The 16,129-nt window shown below is 41.3% G+C and carries 14 protein-coding genes; 6 read left to right on the top strand and 8 right to left on the bottom strand.

Translation table 11 applies throughout. The features are described 5' to 3' along the window. Window positions 1-467 precede the first annotated feature (467 nt). On the bottom strand, window positions 468-1,376 hold the full coding sequence (locus HWQ36_RS11625) for a nucleotidyl transferase AbiEii/AbiGii toxin family protein (RefSeq protein WP_292702239.1): 909 nt from the start codon (window positions 1,374-1,376) through the stop codon (window positions 468-470). A 313-nt stretch (window positions 1,377-1,689) separates the two neighbouring features. Beyond that, the gene (locus tag HWQ36_RS11620; RefSeq protein ID WP_292702235.1) at window positions 1,690-2,265 is read right to left on the bottom strand and encodes a TIGR04376 family protein; all 576 of its coding nucleotides are present in this window, start codon (window positions 2,263-2,265) and stop codon (window positions 1,690-1,692) included. Between the two features lie 149 nt (window positions 2,266-2,414). Between HWQ36_RS11620 and HWQ36_RS11615 the strand changes: the two genes are divergently transcribed. Continuing rightward, window positions 2,415-3,896 carry a DUF3131 domain-containing protein gene (locus HWQ36_RS11615; RefSeq protein WP_292702232.1) on the top strand — a complete coding sequence of 494 codons (1,482 nt, stop codon included), beginning with the start codon at window positions 2,415-2,417 and terminating at the stop codon, window positions 3,894-3,896. Window positions 3,897-4,026: 130 nt separating this feature from the next. Here the strand turns inward: HWQ36_RS11615 and HWQ36_RS11610 are convergent, their stop codons facing one another. From HWQ36_RS11610 to HWQ36_RS11600, 3 genes are all read right to left on the bottom strand, one after another. After that, a complete protein-coding gene (locus tag HWQ36_RS11610) occupies window positions 4,027-4,569 on the bottom strand; it encodes a Uma2 family endonuclease (protein ID WP_292702229.1) in 543 nt (180 codons plus the stop codon). A 367-nt stretch (window positions 4,570-4,936) separates the two neighbouring features. Continuing rightward, window positions 4,937-5,227, bottom strand: a complete 291-nt coding sequence (locus tag HWQ36_RS11605) for a type II toxin-antitoxin system RelE/ParE family toxin (protein ID WP_292702226.1) — start codon at window positions 5,225-5,227, stop codon at window positions 4,937-4,939. Then, complete coding sequence (locus HWQ36_RS11600) at window positions 5,224-5,454, bottom strand: addiction module protein (protein ID WP_292702224.1); 231 nt, start codon at window positions 5,452-5,454, stop codon at window positions 5,224-5,226. Before HWQ36_RS11600 ends, HWQ36_RS11605 begins: the two co-directional genes overlap by 4 nt. Window positions 5,455-5,613: 159 nt before the next feature. Between HWQ36_RS11600 and HWQ36_RS11595 the strand changes: the two genes are divergently transcribed. The 3 genes from HWQ36_RS11595 (at window position 5,614) to HWQ36_RS11585 (ending at window position 11,609) form a co-directional block, all read left to right on the top strand. Continuing rightward, entirely contained in the window at window positions 5,614-8,379 is a 2,766-nt protein-coding gene (locus HWQ36_RS11595) for a DUF3131 domain-containing protein (protein ID WP_292702221.1), read from the top strand. A gap of 369 nt (window positions 8,380-8,748) precedes the next feature. Further along, the gene (locus HWQ36_RS11590) at window positions 8,749-10,752 is read left to right on the top strand and encodes a glycosyltransferase (RefSeq protein ID WP_292702218.1); all 2,004 of its coding nucleotides are present in this window, start codon (window positions 8,749-8,751) and stop codon (window positions 10,750-10,752) included. A 149-nt stretch (window positions 10,753-10,901) separates the two neighbouring features. Continuing rightward, window positions 10,902-11,609, top strand: coding sequence for a PIG-L deacetylase family protein (locus HWQ36_RS11585; protein WP_292702215.1), 708 nt, complete (start codon window positions 10,902-10,904; stop codon window positions 11,607-11,609). Between the two features lie 40 nt (window positions 11,610-11,649). Here HWQ36_RS11585 and HWQ36_RS11580 read toward each other — a convergent pair whose 3' ends face one another. From HWQ36_RS11580 to HWQ36_RS11570, 3 genes are all read right to left on the bottom strand, one after another. Continuing rightward, complete coding sequence (locus HWQ36_RS11580; protein WP_292702323.1) at window positions 11,650-12,015, bottom strand: Lin0512 family protein; 366 nt, start codon at window positions 12,013-12,015, stop codon at window positions 11,650-11,652. A gap of 491 nt (window positions 12,016-12,506) precedes the next feature. Next, complete coding sequence (locus tag HWQ36_RS11575; RefSeq protein ID WP_292702213.1) at window positions 12,507-12,875, bottom strand: Crp/Fnr family transcriptional regulator; 369 nt, start codon at window positions 12,873-12,875, stop codon at window positions 12,507-12,509. 454 nt (window positions 12,876-13,329) lie between these two features. Next, window positions 13,330-14,652: an acetyl ornithine aminotransferase family protein gene (locus HWQ36_RS11570; protein WP_292702212.1), complete on the bottom strand. Its 1,323-nt coding sequence runs from the start codon at window positions 14,650-14,652 to the stop codon at window positions 13,330-13,332. Window positions 14,653-15,386: 734 nt separating this feature from the next. Here HWQ36_RS11570 and HWQ36_RS11565 point away from each other — a divergent pair. Together HWQ36_RS11565 and HWQ36_RS11560 are read left to right on the top strand one after the other, a co-directional pair. Then, window positions 15,387-15,659 (top strand): DUF2281 domain-containing protein, encoded by a 273-nt coding sequence (locus HWQ36_RS11565; RefSeq protein WP_181929844.1) that lies wholly within the window; start codon window positions 15,387-15,389, stop codon window positions 15,657-15,659. A 2-nt stretch (window positions 15,660-15,661) separates the two neighbouring features. Beyond that, a complete protein-coding gene (locus HWQ36_RS11560) occupies window positions 15,662-16,105 on the top strand; it encodes a type II toxin-antitoxin system VapC family toxin (RefSeq protein WP_292702207.1) in 444 nt (147 codons plus the stop codon). The last annotated feature ends 24 nt before the right edge of the window (window positions 16,106-16,129 follow it).

The following is a 16,129-nucleotide window of genomic DNA, read 5'->3' as shown; positions in this document are numbered from 1 at the left end:
AAAAATAAATCCTGATTAGTAAATTAAATACAATTTCCAGATTTTACTTGCTTGATGGTCGGACTAAGTATGAATCAATACGGTTCAGTTAAGAAAAATAGTAGGTTGGGTTGAGCAATAGCGAAACCCAACAAATGGTTAATAATGTTGGGTTTCGTTCCTCAACCCAACCTACACAACTTTTAGTTTTTACCCTTAACTGAACCGTATTGAAGTATGAATATCTAAAATTTTCAATATTAAATAAATAGCAAAATTTGTTATAAATAATACAGAATATTTATAAAATAGGAAGTGTCACAGATGCTTTATCAAGTAAAAATAAAATTACTGAAGTTTCCGACAAACTTACAGATGCTACTTAACACTTAAATTTGGGCATAATTTCAGATGTTTACTGCTAACTTTACACGATAAATAATTCAGTGAATGCTCGTTTGGTAGTGATAATTGCATTTTAAATTCCTTTAATTCATAGATTCAAAGTCAACAAGAAGCCAATTTATTCCATCCATTATTACTGGGAATTTTTCTTCAGGTATATTTAACTCCTGAAAACATTTATCTCTATATCTTTCTTTTTCAGTAAAATTAGTGATGGCTTTAACTAATGGCTTTTTTACTTCGTAGATTTCTTCAGCTTTAGCGATTGCACGTGCGGGCATTTCGTTATTTACACGCAATATTGCTAAGTCAATCAAATCTCTAGATTGTGTACTTGAATCGTTCCATCGGTCAGCATTAGCCATTAGTTTGGATGTAAATCTATCGCTTATACTCAGACAAGGAATTTTTGTCCATTCAGGATAAATAGGAGGGTCTAAAGTAAAAATTCCATTGGCTACAATTTCTACTTTAATAGTTGTTTCATTGACTACAATAGGGAAACGAATACCATATTGATTTATTGTAGTATCACCTAATTCGATATCTGTTGTACTTTGAAATAATGCTACAATTCCTTCGTCATAAATCAAATTTCTTAAATACCTGTAATTTTCAGTTCCATAAGGGAAGAGAAAATCAATATCTTTACTAAGCCTGTATTCATCATACTCTAACGTCAAGAGTGTACCACCGCCAAAGTATGCAGAAGCTTTTTTGAAAACTTCTGGATTAAAAGTATTAATGATTTTAAGTATATTTTTGTGATGAGCTAGATTAAACATTTCAAAATCTGGTAATATCCAAGAGTTATATTTTTTTGCTAAATAATGAACAAAGTCCTTTTCTTCTCGTTTTAAATTGTTGAAAGTAGTTTTATGATGCCAATTGCGTTGATACAATTGAACAATTTCTTTCTCACTCATTTGATATACATTTTTTAGCTGCCAACCAATAGATTCTAGAAATGGTAGTTTTTGTGGATTAAGCATAAAATTAATTTTTAAATTTTATCTTGTAGTAAATTGTCTTAAAATATTGTCAAACCTTTCGACTATTGTTCTAGTAGTTACTAAGCTTTCTTAAGTTTTTGTTTGATTATGAGCGTGGAGAATTTTGTATAGAAATATTCAAAAATCTAAAGCCGAGATCGCGTTCTACTTCTGCTTTTCAGTGACACCCAAATAACGCTAATAACTTGCTTGTTGGCTCAGTATAATTAATATAAAATGTATAATTACTGTAAAATAAGTAATTATACATTTACGTTATAAATTTCAGTGTGTCCTTTTTATCCAGATGCGATTATTTCCCTAGATTCCGCTTCATTTGTTCTAATTCGTCTTGGGTTTCCCAGCTACGGAACTTCTCTTCTAAGTCATCAAACCCACTAGAATAACTGCTAGTTTTATTTGACCAGCCACTGGTTTCAAAACGCTGTTGAGTTTGCGCTTTATCACGGGCTGTTTGTGCTTCGGCGGCTTTGGCTTGCACCTCCTGTCGCCGTTGCTGGATTTTTCGTAATAGTTCTTGAGATTGGTTAATGCGTTCTTTCAGCCCTTGCATGTGTCCCCAGCGCTGATTTCCTTCGCGCAACAGGGCTGCTTCTCGCTCACCCGCCGCAGTCGCTAAATCTTCTCTACCAGCGTTTTTGGCTTTTTGAACACGGATATGCCAACGCTGAATTTCTTGAGCGGTGGAGAGAATTTCTTCTTGCGATCGCTTCTCTTGTAATTGTAAATCTGCGATCAGCTTTAATGTATCTTCTTCTTGCTCACGCAGCTGTTCTAGCAGCGCCTCTAACTCCAAATGTGGATTGTTACGCAAGAATTCTTCTAAACGGTTTTCTAAAAACCGACTCAAATCATCAAATAAGCCCACTGCTAGAACTCCAGAGATCGGGTGCGTGACTATTTTATTGTAATAGTCAGGTGGACTTCTGGGTGTTAGTTAGATTTCAAAGTTGGGAAGAATGTATTTGGTGAAACTACGCAAACAATGCTGACTTACAAAATAAGGCTTTACTCAGTATGAGTTCTGATTTTCAACCGCCATCTAAGAGCTTGTCCATACTAGCTTCTGTAGGAGGGGTAGTTACGGCTGTAATTGCGATCGCAATTTTAAATGGTTGGTCTAAGCAACTTTCCCAGACTTCTATTAAAAAACCGGAAATCTCAACACCCGAAACTGCTTCACGCCAGTTAGTAGAACCAAATAAACCACAAAACCCTGTCTCTGGTGCTGAAATAGTTGCCAGTCTTGATGCTAAATCTGTAGTTTTGCCAGGTCAACCTGTTCCTAAAAACCAACTCACAGTAGCCATAATTCCATACATTGCTCCTGGTGTTGGAAAACTGACTCCAGAGGAAACAAAAACCGCACGTATTGCTTGGTCATACTTCCAGCGCAACTGGAATGATGAAACTGGTTTGGTAAATTCGGTTGATGGCTTTGCCTCTATAAGCATCTGGGATCAGACAGCAGCGATCGCAGCCTTAGTTAGTGCTAGAGAACTCAATATCGTGCCTGTGGCTGAATTTGAAGCCAAAATGAGCAAAATGTTGAAAACACTGGCATCAATGCCTTTATATAAAGGGGAACTACCCAACAAGGTTTACAATGCCAAAACCCTCGTACCCGTCAATTATGGTCAACTAGAAAAACGCGAAGAAATTGGCTGGTCAGCTATCGATTTAGGAAGAATGGCAATCTGGTTAAAGATTGTCGAGTCCAAGTATCCAAAAATGCGATCGCTTTCTACAGACGTTTGGAAACATTGGCAAGTCAAGCGTCTGACCAAAAATGGCCAAATGTATGGGACTGCCGTTATTAAAGGTAAAGAACAATACAATCAAGAAGGCCGCTTGGGCTATGAGAATTATGCTGCTTATGGTTTGAAGCTTTGGGGCTTGGATGTTACACAAGCATTGGATTATCAGTCCCATGCTGCTTTTGTTGATCTTTACGGACAGGGAATTCCTTACGACCAAAGGGACTATAAAAACTCTGGAGCCAATAATTACGTTCTTAGCGAACCCTATATTTTAGATGGCATCGAAACTGGGTTTCAAGCTTTGCCAAAAGCTTATGCCGATCGGATTTTAGCTGCTCAAGCAGCGCGTTATGAAGCGACAAAACAATTAACCGCCGTTACCGAAGACAACTTAGATCGTCCTCCATACTTTGTTTACAGCAGCTTGTTTGTCAACGGAGAACCTTGGGCAACCATCACAGATACCCAACAAAAACACAACGATTTGCGGTTTCTCAGTGCCAAAGCTGCGATCGGCTGGCATGTGCTTTATAACACTGCTTATACCCGCCAATTATTTGATTTTGTCCAAGCTAACCTTAACTCTAAAGATGGTTGGTACAACGGCTTTTATGAGTCTCTGCGTCAGCCGAATAAAACTCTCACCGCCAACAATAATGGCGTGATTTTAGAAAGCTTGCTGTATAAACAAGTCGGACAACCACTTACCGTTTGGGCAGGAGTTAAAAGTCAGAACTAAAAAAATGAAAAAACTGGCGTTGCATAGAAGTGATGCCGAATTGCTATGCAATGTCCAGAGTGTACATCAACTCATAACCGCAAGAATGGCAGAAAATATGCTAAACAAAATCACATATCTGGTAATCACCTCATGAGAAAAGCCTCTTAACAGAAACTGAAACTTCTGCGAAGGCTATTGGTGTAATTATTCCCTCCTCAATAGTATGTTCTTCAAGGTATTTACCATCTTGAGGGTTCCTTAACACAATTATCTGCTTGGTAGATAAATCTAAAATCCAATATTCTTGAATTGCAGCCATTGCATAAATTGCAGCCTTGATATCCAAGTCTTTTTTTAAGCTTGTCTTGGCAACTTCCACAATCCAGAAGATATCTTGGGGAGCAGGATGGCGATCGCTGTAGGATGATTCTGGAAGTCGAACAATCGCAATATCAGGTTCGGGTTCCGAGTCGGATAGTGTAATAGGGCCATTGAAACGAACATCAGCTTTACCTGAGAGCAACTCTTCTAAATATTTTGCACCTCGTTTTGCTGTGGTGTAGTGAATTGGCGTTTCTGGACTCATCTCAACAATTTCGCCTGCTAGCAATTCCAGATGACGACCATGTAGAATGCCCGCTTCAACCATGCGATGATAGTCGTCTACAGACCATTTAGCCAGGGTTTTCATAGCAGAATTGCTCACATTCTTGTGATAGACCTAGTTAAAATAATTCGTAATTCGTAATTCGTAATTCGTAATTAAGTTTTGTAATGGGGATTTAACCCCAACACAAAACTTACTGGTTACAGAACCGGGGGACTTAAACCCGAGGAACTTGTTCAATTTTAAAAGTTGCTTGACTTAGAAACACCCCAATCTTTGAGCCTAATGGAATGTCCAAGATGTGCATCAACTCATAACCGCAAGAATAGCAAAATATGTTGTACAAAAAATCACTTGTGTTTTGTGTGACTACCTCACCGGATGTATATAACCTTTGGAACTTAACCAACTATTTTGGTATAGCGTGGTGTTAGCCTGCTGGCAACTGCGATTACCTACGACTCTGCCAGTATCCAGGTTCTCGGCTACAATGCATCACTGCTAGGACAAGAATATAGTCTTGCTCAATCGTGTAAAGAATTCCATACGGAAACTTGCGTGTCATGCATCGTCGAACATCTTCATCAATCTCAACGTAGCGAGTAGGGGATTCTCTAATCCGATAAATTGCATCCTCAATTGTATTGATAAATGCCTGCGCTACCTCAGTACGCTGTTCTGCATAATATTGAACGGCATTAGCATATTCTGTGAGAGCTTCAGGATGAAATACATACCTCATTGCTGAAGTAACTGCCTCACCTGAGCCAGAGCTTCTTCTCCAGGAATTGATTGTACAGAACCGTCCCGAATTTCATCTCGTCGTTTCTTTGCTTCAGTAGTCCAAGCTGTTTGAATGGTTGGATCGGTTCCAAATTCTAGGCTTTCAACTAATTTCTCTGCCAACAGTGCCCTAGACGCGCCAGGAAGAGACAATAGTTCTTCTGTCAGTTGCTCAATTGATTTCATGGCTGCTCAAAAAGTTGACAAGTTTTGCTACACAGTTTAACAAAAATCCCAACTCATTGTACCAACCTTGTTACGCGGCGGCTGTTCTAATCTAAAGCTCAATTTATGAAATATAACTGAACAGACGGGCTATGACGCTCCTAACTCCTTCTTGAAATTATGATATACAAACCCCCTCAACAAAAGCTGTTGAGATGGATTGCATTGTTCTTAGTTGGAACATTTCTGCAATTGTTGTTTTACATCCCGACACCAGTCTTATCTCAAAATTCCAATAGCTGTAGTAATATTACAGCCCCTCTGACATCTGAAGAACAAACTTACGCTCGTGGTGCTTGGCAGTATTTTGTCAAAAATTATCAGCCAGCAACGGGATTTACCAATTCTACTGGGGGTTATCCTTCTGGTACACTCTGGGATATGGGTAATTACTTGATGGCGTTGAATGCTGCACGCTGGTTGAATCTTACTGACCAAGCAGACTTTGATTCCCGCCTCAATAAGTTTTTGACGACTCTCAGCAGCTTGAAGTTATTTGAGGATACTTTACCCAATAAAGTCTATAACGCAGCCAATGCACAAATGGTTGATTATGGCAACAATCCCCTTGAGCGGGGTATTGGCTGGTCTGCTTTGGATGTTGGGCGGATACTGGCGGCGTTTGATGTCATCCGTACATGTCATCCCCAATATAATGATTGGCTCAAAGGAATTGTAGCAAAGTGGCAAGTGGCGCGATCGCTCAAAGATGGGCAACTCTTTGGCGCTACTGTTCTCCCAGACAACAAAACGCTATTGGTGCAAGAAGGACGACTCGGCTACGAAGAATACGGCGCGAGGGGTTATCAACTTTGGGGTTTCTCTGCACCCAAGGCTATTTCTTTAGAACCATTTAAGTTAGTTGAAATTAATGGTGTGCAAATTCCCGTTGATACTCGTGACTTTAAAAGCACCAATGCTAATAATTACGTTGTGAGTGAGTCTTATATCCTTGATGGAATTGAGTTTGGCTTGCAAGGTGAGCTAGCTGATTTTGCTGCCAAGGTTTTAGATGTCCAAAAACGGCGTTACGATACCACAGGGCAGTTGACTGCTGTCACAGAAGATAATATCGATCAAGCACCTTATTTTCTCTACAACACTGTCTACGCTAACGGTGCAAACTGGGCAACAATCACTGATGCTAATCAACCTTATCCCCAGTTTCGCAGCATCAGCACCAAAGCGGCTTTTGGCTGGCGCTATCTTTTTCCAGAGAATGCTTATGCTCAAAAAGTTTTTGATGCTGTCAAGGATCTCCGCAGTCCTGATGATGGTGGTTACTATGCTGGTATCTATGAAGAATCAAAACAGCCTAATAAAGCTTTGACAGGTAATACTAATGGACTGATTTTGGAGATTTTATACTACAAAGCTAAGGGAAATCACCCTTTAATTGCTTCTGGTTCTGCGAGTGTGTCTACTGGTAAGCCGAGTGAAAATGCTTCTCCTGCAACACCTTCAAGTCAATCGAATTCTACTGTTACAACTCCGATCGCAACTCCTGCGGATACTTCTAAACCAACAGAAGTGGCCGTTGCACCTATTCCACCAGTAGATAGTCCCCAATCATCATCTAATCTCAAACTAGATCGACCACTAACGGTTATTGAACGGCGTTATGCAGAAGCGGCTTGGCGATACTTTCAAGCGAATTATCATTCCAAGAATGGGCTAATTGACGATCGCAGTGATTTCAAAGGTGCAACCCTCTGGGGACTAGGAGATTATCTCGCAGCCCTCCATGCAGCGCGATCGCTCGATATAATTACCCCCAAGGAATTTGACCAGCGCACCCGACATCTTTTAGCAGCCTTGACAAAGCTACCATTGTTTGGTGGAGAATTGCCCGGTCGGGGTTATGATACGCGATCGCTCCAACCAGTAGATTACGGTGGAAATCCAATTCCAGAAGGGAACGGCTGGTCAGCTTTAGATTTAGGTAGAATGCTGGCAGCGCTTTACAACTTAAAAACCTGTCATCCAGAATACACGGCTGCGGTAGATAAAATTGTGCTGGATTGGTCATACTTGCGTGTGGTGCGCGAAGGTATTCTTTCTGGTGCTACTGTCACCAAAGAGCAAGAAGGGCGATCGCTAATCCGCGTCACCCCAGAAACCCGCTTGGGATATGAAGAATATGCAGCTAGGGCTTTTCAATTATGGGGATTTAATGTTGATAGTTCTGCTGTTGGCGGAGAATATCAAACTGCCTTAGTGGAGGGAGTGAAAGTGCCAATTCAACGCCGCCGCAAAGATACCAACTCCAAAGTTAACCAATATACAGTTAGCAATCCTTTCTTACTCTATGCACTAGAGTTTGGAATAGATCCAAAAATGCGATCGCTCTTTGAACCAATTTTTCAGGCGCAAGCTGAACGTTATCGTCGCACCGACACTCTGACAGCCTCAGCTACCACCTTAATTGATCGTAAGCCTTACACTGTCCACAGCACAATTACTGGAAAAGGTGAGTCTTGGGTGGCTTTAGGAGATAACGGTCAACCCGTACCAAAGGGGCGATTGGTAAGTACAGCAGTCGCTTTTGCCTATCATGCCCTGCTTCCAGAAAACAAGTACAGTCAAGAGTTACTGCAAGGAACGACTGACTTATATAACCCATTAGCTGGATTTTATGAGGGTTTCTATGAAGCCACAGGTAAAACGGCAGTTGGTTTCACCAGCAGCACCAACAGTATGATTTTGCAATCCTTGCTGTACAAGGCGATGAATCAACAACCTCTAATTCGTCCGACAGTCAACATGAAATCTCCTTGGTGGCAAGAAGTTGGTAAGGGAAATTCTGGGCGAGGTCTACCCAGCACTGCCACACAACAAACCAAGTTAATTTCTGAGAGTTCTAGAAGTTACTGGGTTTCAGACTAACAATTCAGGTCATCTGGAGAAGTCCACAAAAAACCTAACCCCCAACCCATGGCGGGAAGGGAAAAAAAGAAATCCAGTTCCCTCCCCAATACATACGGGGAGGGTTAGGGTGGGGTAATTCGACAGACTGGTTAAAATAACGACGATAATTTCTGAGCTAAGGGGAAATGTGTTGGGAGCATCCGGTTTTGGCAGATCGCCCGGTGTTTCTTCCAAAAGTGGATGCTCCCAATGTGTTTTATCCTTACGCCTTTCCCCAGATTCTACCCAAGAATTTTGGGTTAGTTAAGAAGGAGTTTGTTAGTCACAAATTGAACTAGGGAATACTTGTTTTGAGGGGATGTAGATACATTAACTACTGGTACTAAGATGACTTCAGGTTCTACTATTGATAATTCCGTACACTTTTCCGGTAACAGCCGCTCATCACTCAAAAAAAGAACGCTGTTATTTCGTTATCTGGCAGAAATCAATTTAATTTTTGGGATCTGGTATTTGCAATGGCGCATCACCCATTCCATCAATTTTGATGCGCTGTGGATCTCTATTCCTTTGCTGATAGCAGAAATTTATAGCTATTTCGGCGGCGTAATGTTTGTAATTGGGTTATGGCGACCTTTAGTGCGACAGGTTAAGTCTCTCGACCAGATGACCCCACCTCTACCTAGATCAGACTGGCCAACAGTGGATGTCTTTGTAACCTGTTACAACGAGCCGCCGGAAATTGTCGAAGAAACTGCCAAAGCTGCTCTTGCAATGGATTATCCGCCAATAAAGTTACGTGTTTTTGTGCTGGATGATGGTAACTCGGCTGATATGCGAACGATGACAGAAAGATTGTGTATTGAGGATTTGCAGTCACCACAATTACGACTAGAAGCAGAACGGATTGATGCAGAACATTCTTGTTTGTTGGAGCGCTTAAAGCAACTGGAAAATCTGACACCTAATACTCAAGCTGCTGAACAATGGTTGCAAGCATCATCAGAATCAGTAGTTAATGATGCGGCTGGATTTGTGCAAAGTTTGCGATCGCTTATTCTTTGGCTACCACCAGAACATCATACTATTAGCGATTCTCCTGCAAAGACGCTACGCGATCGCTTAACTACCGAACGGAAAGCTTTAGAAGAAGCTATTCGCAACAAAGAACTAGAACTAGTTGAACTCGCTCGTTTTCGTTACATTGCTCGTCCCAAACCAGCTGGTGTACCCCACCACGCTAAAGCTGGGAACCTCAATTACGCGATTTTTTCTGGAGAAACTTCAGGAGAGTTTATTCTTACCCTAGATGCTGACCATATTCCCAAGCCACAATTTATTAAGCGAGTTCTGCCTTATTTCTATACCTATAATCTTTTCATCGGGAAATACGACCAGAATCAAATTGCTTTTGTCCAGACACCCCAAGATTTTTACAATATTCCTCCGGGTGATCCCTTTGGACATCGAGCAAATTTATTTTATGGGCCACTCCAACAAGGCAAAGATGGCATGAATGCCGCTTTTTATACAGGCACAAATGCGATTCTGAGGCGGGAAGCACTTATTAGTGTTGGACTACAACATTTTGCTGATGAGTTTGCCAAAGATGAAAAACGTTTAAATGAATTTCAATTAATTGCTGGTCTATCTAGCAACAGTATTACAGAAGATATGAATACAGCGATGCGTCTGCATAGTGCTGGCTGGAAATCTATTTATCACCGTGAACTTTTAGCAGAAGGTTTAGCACCAGATGACTTAAAATCTACCTTAAAACAGCGACTACGCTGGGCACAAGGTACTATCCAAGTACTACTGAGAGAGAATCCATTCACAAAATCAGGGCTAACATTTTGGCAACGATTGCATTACTTTAAGACAATGTATAGCTATTTCTGTGGCTTTTCTACTCTTGTTTTTCTTTGTTGCCCAATCATCTATTTCTTCACAGACATCGTTCCAGTTAAAAGCTACGGGTCTGATTTTGCCATCCACTTTTTCCCCGTTTTTATTATCAACCGTTTAACTGCCATGACTGCTACTTGGGGCATTCCTGCCAGAGAAATTTGGCGATCCGAACAATACACGATCGCTTTATTCCCCTTATTCATTCAAGCCATATTAACCGTATTCTTTGGGAGTAAACTCAAATTCCAAGTAACACCTAAACTGAGGCAATCTGGAATGTATCTCCAACTAGTTTGGCCCCAAATACTTATCTTTACCCTCACTATTCTAGGAATGATATGGAGCCTTTACCAATTTGCAATTGGTCATCTAAATAATCCTTGGCTTCACCTAATTAATGGTGCATGGGCTATCTATAACTTGTTACTTTTGTGGGCTATTATCCGTGCATCTGTTTGGCAGCCTCCAAAAAAGGTTTAAGAGGGTAATAACAGAAAAACTACTGGCTACTGACTCCTAACTATGCCAATTTTAGATTTTGGATTGAAGGAAAAAGCATTCGACTGAGCGCTCACGCCGAAGTCTAAAATCTAAAATTGCTTGATAAATCTAATCTAGAAAACATAGCCATGAACATTGATTCATATTCAAACAACTTTGGTCAAAGAACTGTCTTAACAATTTATGCTCACGCTGATGATGAAGTTCTACCTGCTGCTGGCACTCTCAGTCTGATGTCTAAGGCAGGATGGAATATTCGTTGCTTAATTTTGACTGATGGAAATCTTTCCAGTTCGCCTATTAAGGGTACACGTCATCAAGAGGCAGATGCAGCAGGTAAAATCATCGGTGCAACTTATGAGTTTTATGCACTTGAGGAATATAATTTTTCGACTCAAGCAGTGATTAAAGTTACTGAAGAAGCTATTGGGCGCTGGCAACCGGATCTGATTATTACTCATGCACCACAACCTGAAAAATATGGACATAGAGATCATGAAGTGTGTGCGATCGCAGTTTCTAATGTTGCCACCCGTAAAAATATAACTTTGTGGTATTCAGCCCCGCCTGTTTTTTTGCGTGGTTTTGAACCCAACTTTTTTGTGGATATTACTTCTGTAATTGAGGAAAAAGTGGCAGCTATCGGCTGTTATGAATCAGAACTAAACAAAGCATTTATGCAACTTGATGCTATACTAGTTTTATCTCGTTTTTGGGCACGAGAGTTAGGTCAAAAAGATGGCTATTTTGAAGCTTTTGAAATTTCCCGACAATGTGTAGATGCTAGCTTTTTTACAGCAATGGCTAACAATCACCAAGTAATTAAACACAGCTAATCGTCATTTCATGAAATAAACGTTGCGGTTTTTAGCTCAACTACTCATTTTCGATTAGAACTGTAACAGCTGCGATCGCAATCAACATTTCATCATTTTTATCATGGAGTTCGGGAATGGCCCGCCCTTGAACTATCATCCCCCCAGATTCTACGGTCAGAGTTTTTCGACCAAATGGTAGTACAGCTAGTACCTCTTCTTCTCTAACTTGTTCTGGATATGGCACTGCTACCTGAACCTCTATAATCATTTCATTGGGATGACTTAAACCTGCAACTTCCCAAACACCAGGTAAAGCATTGTGAGCGATCGCATTTCTTACTGCCCTAGATGCTGCTACTGTTGGATCTTGTCCATGTTGATCTATTCCCATCCCCATCTCAATAATCAACCGTTTACGCGCCATTACTACCTCCGGTAAATTTTGCACCTTTCACTTTATATAAATTAAGAGTCAAACAATTTTAGATTAAGGATTTGCCCTCATCCCCCAACCTATCCCCCATATCTGGGATTCGGGAAGCTAGAATTTCAAAGTCCCTCTCCCAAATCTGGGAGCTACCGTGTATACACAAGTCAGCAGACCTCTCCCCAAACCCCTCTCCGACGCGGAGAGGGGCTTTGAATCTTACTCCCCTTCCCTCGCAGGGAAGGGGCTGGGGGTTAGGTCTGGGAGCGCTTTGAGCAAAATAAGTCACTTGTGTGTACACGGTAGCCTTTTTAAGGGGGGTTGGGGGGATCAAAAGCTTATGGGGCAACTCTCAAAGACTTGTGTATACACGGTAGGATTTGGGAGAGGGATTTAGGGTGAGGGCGAAAACTACGCTTCTCAACTTAGATGAGGTTTAAAATTAGTGGCAGATTCTGATTAATTTTGGCACTTCTGCTGACTGAGGTTTAGAGCAGATGTTGCAAGCGACTCAGACGCTCTGAGTAACTTTTCATCACCTTTAGGGCAAACATAGGTGTTTCCTGAACGGCAAAGAGAAACTTTTTCTCATCAAGGAAACCCAGTTTGGTATCCACCTTGGCAACAGCTGTATAAGTTCTATTTTGGACTCCTACAAGTACCCCGATACCAAAAACTTCGCCTGTATCAATGGTTTCTACAACCTTGCCATTGACTAATATATCCACTGTTCCTTCCAGAATGCCGTACATTTGATCGCCAGGCTGTCCTTCTTCAAAGATGACTTCACCTGCCGAAAATCCTTTAGGGTCGGGTTGTTTTTGAAAGATACTGACTGTGACTACAGGACTTAGCATTAGAGCAACCCCAAAATTCTTGGTTTTTAGACGAAACTTTTTGATAACTTTAGGCGAACCCAGAAAAGTATACTACTTTCTGTTGGTTAACACTCAATCTCCGCGAAATTCCTGATTAGTCCCCTAATTGTCTAGAAACCTCTCCCTGGTTTTACTACGCAAAACCGTCCCTCTCCGAGTCGGAGAGGGAGAGACTTGAACGAAAATTCAGCTTTTTGCTCCCCTCTTTGCTTCGGAGGTGTACACACAAGTCTTGGAGAGTTGCCCCACATTTTGATCCCCCCAACCCCCCAATTTATCGGGGAGCCACTGCGGGAACAGGGGTCTCCCCCGCCGCAGGATGCGCGTAAAGCCTTCGGCATAGCTTCGCTTAGCGCAAAGCGTCTCCAAGAGTTGCGCTGTAATGAAGCAAGTGGCGTGGATTTAGGGGGATCGAGATATGTGCAACCTCACATTAAATTGGTATTAAAATCTCACTGATAATCTGAAGGGCTATCTGAATTTGGTCGCTGTCGATAACTAGAGGGGGACAGAAACGAATTGCTGCTTTACCGCAACCTAGCAATAATAAACCGCGTAAAAAAGCTTCTTGAATAATGCGATCGCGCAATTTATGATCGAGATTACCCTGTTCATCCCATAAATCCACGGCTACCATCAAACCTTTACCTCGTGGCGGCGATACTCTCGGAAATTTTTGATGTAACTCGGTAAGACTAGCTTGTAATAATTCTCCCATCTGGGTAGCGTTGGTCATCAAACCACTTTCCAGCAGTCGCAGTGTGGCAATACCAGCAGCACAAGCTACGGGATTACCGCCAAATGTGGTAGCGTGAGAACCTGGAGGCCAAGTCATTAACTTTGGTCTGGCAAGTATCGCTCCTAATGGTAGACCACTGGCGATACCTTTAGCAGTAGTAATAATATCAGGCATCACACCCCAATGCTCGATCGCAAATAAGCGACCAGTCCGCCCCATTCCCGCTTGCACTTCATCCACTACCATCAGAATACCGTGGCGATCGCAAATATCCCGAATCCGTTTTAAAAAACCATCCTCTGGTACGATATAACCACCCTCTCCTTGAATCGGCTCAACTACGATCGCGGCTACTTCTTGCGGTGGTAAAATTGTCCCAAATAGCTGTTGTTCCAGGTAATCTAAGCTGGCGTGAGTGCCGTAGGGGATATGAGTTACCCCAGGAACTAAAGGCCCAAAATTCGCTCGTTGCACTGCTTTAGAACCCGTAAGAGACATTGCCCCATAAGTGCGTCCGTGAAATGCTCCTAAGAAAGCCACAATTAGCGATCGCTTGGTGTAATATCGAGCTAGTTTGATTGCTCCTTCATTTGACTCTGCCCCGGAATTGGTGAAAAATACTTTTGCGGGAAACCCAGTGTTACTCTGTGGTTGAGGAAAAGGGGCGCGAATCGCTAGTTGTTCCGCCAGTTCCACCATCGGTTCATAATAAAAATCCGTCCCTGACATGTGCAGCAGACGCGCCGACTGTTCTTGAATTGCTTTGACGACTTCCGGGTGAGCGTGTCCGGTGGCGGTAACGGCAATACCTGCGGTCATATCCAGAAATACATTGCCATCCACATCTTCTACCATACAGCCCTGACCGCGAGATACAACTAACGGGTAATCGCGGGTATAAGAAGGGGAAGTTACGGCGCGATCGCGTTGTACAATTGCTTGAGCGCGAGGCCCAGGTAAGGAAGTTATTAAATGAGGTGTACGAGGTAAATTTAAGTTAATAGGGATACTTAACATTATTTTTTCAATTTTTTAAAGATTACTGATGATTAAACGCTAAAGCTTGATTGGTTACAGTAGCATTTGATTCCATTGCTGTAGAAATTACGCATTTAACGAAAAAGCTTCATAGCAAAGACTTTCGTATTTGGTAAGACTTTGCCCGTTTTTATAACACAACTTCTGCGATCGCGTCATATTATATTTTTTGAAGCATAACAGCTTCACTATTAGATGTCAGGGTGCAAGCTACAGAACATTTGTTGAGAGAAGCTGTATTACATCCACAGGAGAATTGCTATATGCAAAAATTAATACAAGTCTCTGAGATAATCAACTAATGACTTGGATACCTGGACAAAAGTCCTGCTACGCTTACGCAATAGTTAGATAAGCAGTCGCATTAGTAGCTTTTGCGACTCCAATAGTTAGATAAGCAGTCGCATTAGTAGCTTTTGCGACTCCAATAGTTAGTTTTCAAGTCACATTAGTAGCTTTTGCGACTCCAATAGTTAGATAAGCAGTCGCATTAGTAGCTTTTGCGACTCCAATAGTTAGTTTTCAAGTCACATTAGTAGCTTTTGCGACTCCAATAGTTAGTTCAGCAGTAGCCAGAAGACCTCAATCTTCCTCTCTGCACCTCTGCGTGAGCTTATTCAGCAACGCCAACCACGATAACTCACAAAAAGCGTGTCACAATCAACATATAAATCAATACCCAGTTTTTCAACCTTGTAAACACAAGGCCAATAATGACTACTAAGGAACAAATTAATCAAGAACTAGAAAAATTACCTGAACCCTTATTACAGGAAATTTTAGATTTTGTGCAATTTTTGCAAGCCAAACATCAAACAAACAGCATATCTTCAGATAGCCAATCTGCTCAGATGCTCACAACAGAGCATACCTTAACAGGTTCTACTGCTGAAGATTTATTAGAATTTGTGGGCAGTTGGGAAGGTTCAGATATTAGAGAATGCCTGCAACTAGTTCATGACAGTCGGATACCTCTAGAATTTTAATTATGTATCTCTTGGATACTAATCACTGTTCCTTCTTGATGGAAGGTGTGCCTAACGTTGTAAATCACTTGCGATCGCTTGGTCAGGTACAATTAGCAACCAGTGTTATTGTTGCTGGTGAGTTGCACTTTATGTCACAAAACTCACATCAAAAAGCTGCTAATTTAATAAAAATTAATGCATTTCTCAAACGAATTAACCTATACGGGATCGACAAAGAAACAACAGAAATCTACGGTGATTTTAAATCAGAAATTATCAAACAATTCGGCCCAAAAGAAAAAAATAAACGTAAAACAACCAAACTAAATACCATAGGCATTAGTGAAAATGACCTCTGGATAGCTGCTACAGTTTTACGTCATTCATTGACTCTTGTTTCCTCTGATAGCGACTTTGAGCGAATGCGACAAGTCAGAGAAATTTCTTGGGAAAGTTGGGTGTAAATTAAACAGAGTAAAAAACAGCTA

It is taken from the genome of Nostoc sp. NMS2 (assembly GCF_017115105.1).
In the GTDB taxonomy this organism is placed as follows: domain Bacteria; phylum Cyanobacteriota; class Cyanobacteriia; order Cyanobacteriales; family Nostocaceae; genus Nostoc.
This window is presented reverse-complemented; position numbering and strand designations above follow the sequence as displayed.

What these genes read in the sequence shown, in the direction of transcription:
- HWQ36_RS11625 (WP_292702239.1), bottom strand. Translation starts at nt 1,376, where the DNA reads ATGCTTAATCCACAAAAACTACCATTTCTAGAATCTATTGGTTGGCAG.
- HWQ36_RS11615 (WP_292702232.1), top strand. Translation starts at nt 2,415, where the DNA reads ATGAGTTCTGATTTTCAACCGCCATCTAAGAGCTTGTCCATACTAGCT.
- HWQ36_RS11610 (WP_292702229.1), bottom strand. Translation starts at nt 4,569, where the DNA reads ATGAAAACCCTGGCTAAATGGTCTGTAGACGACTATCATCGCATGGTT.
- HWQ36_RS11605 (WP_292702226.1), bottom strand. Translation starts at nt 5,227, where the DNA reads ATGAGGTATGTATTTCATCCTGAAGCTCTCACAGAATATGCTAATGCC.
- HWQ36_RS11600 (WP_292702224.1), bottom strand. Translation starts at nt 5,454, where the DNA reads ATGAAATCAATTGAGCAACTGACAGAAGAACTATTGTCTCTTCCTGGC.
- HWQ36_RS11595 (WP_292702221.1), top strand. Translation starts at nt 5,614, where the DNA reads ATGATATACAAACCCCCTCAACAAAAGCTGTTGAGATGGATTGCATTG.
- HWQ36_RS11590 (WP_292702218.1), top strand. Translation starts at nt 8,749, where the DNA reads ATGACTTCAGGTTCTACTATTGATAATTCCGTACACTTTTCCGGTAAC.
- HWQ36_RS11585 (WP_292702215.1), top strand. Translation starts at nt 10,902, where the DNA reads ATGAACATTGATTCATATTCAAACAACTTTGGTCAAAGAACTGTCTTA.
- HWQ36_RS11580 (WP_292702323.1), bottom strand. Translation starts at nt 12,015, where the DNA reads ATGGCGCGTAAACGGTTGATTATTGAGATGGGGATGGGAATAGATCAA.
- HWQ36_RS11575 (WP_292702213.1), bottom strand. Translation starts at nt 12,875, where the DNA reads ATGCTAAGTCCTGTAGTCACAGTCAGTATCTTTCAAAAACAACCCGAC.
- HWQ36_RS11570 (WP_292702212.1), bottom strand. Translation starts at nt 14,652, where the DNA reads ATGTTAAGTATCCCTATTAACTTAAATTTACCTCGTACACCTCATTTA.
- HWQ36_RS11565 (WP_181929844.1), top strand. Translation starts at nt 15,387, where the DNA reads ATGACTACTAAGGAACAAATTAATCAAGAACTAGAAAAATTACCTGAA.
- HWQ36_RS11560 (WP_292702207.1), top strand. Translation starts at nt 15,662, where the DNA reads ATGTATCTCTTGGATACTAATCACTGTTCCTTCTTGATGGAAGGTGTG.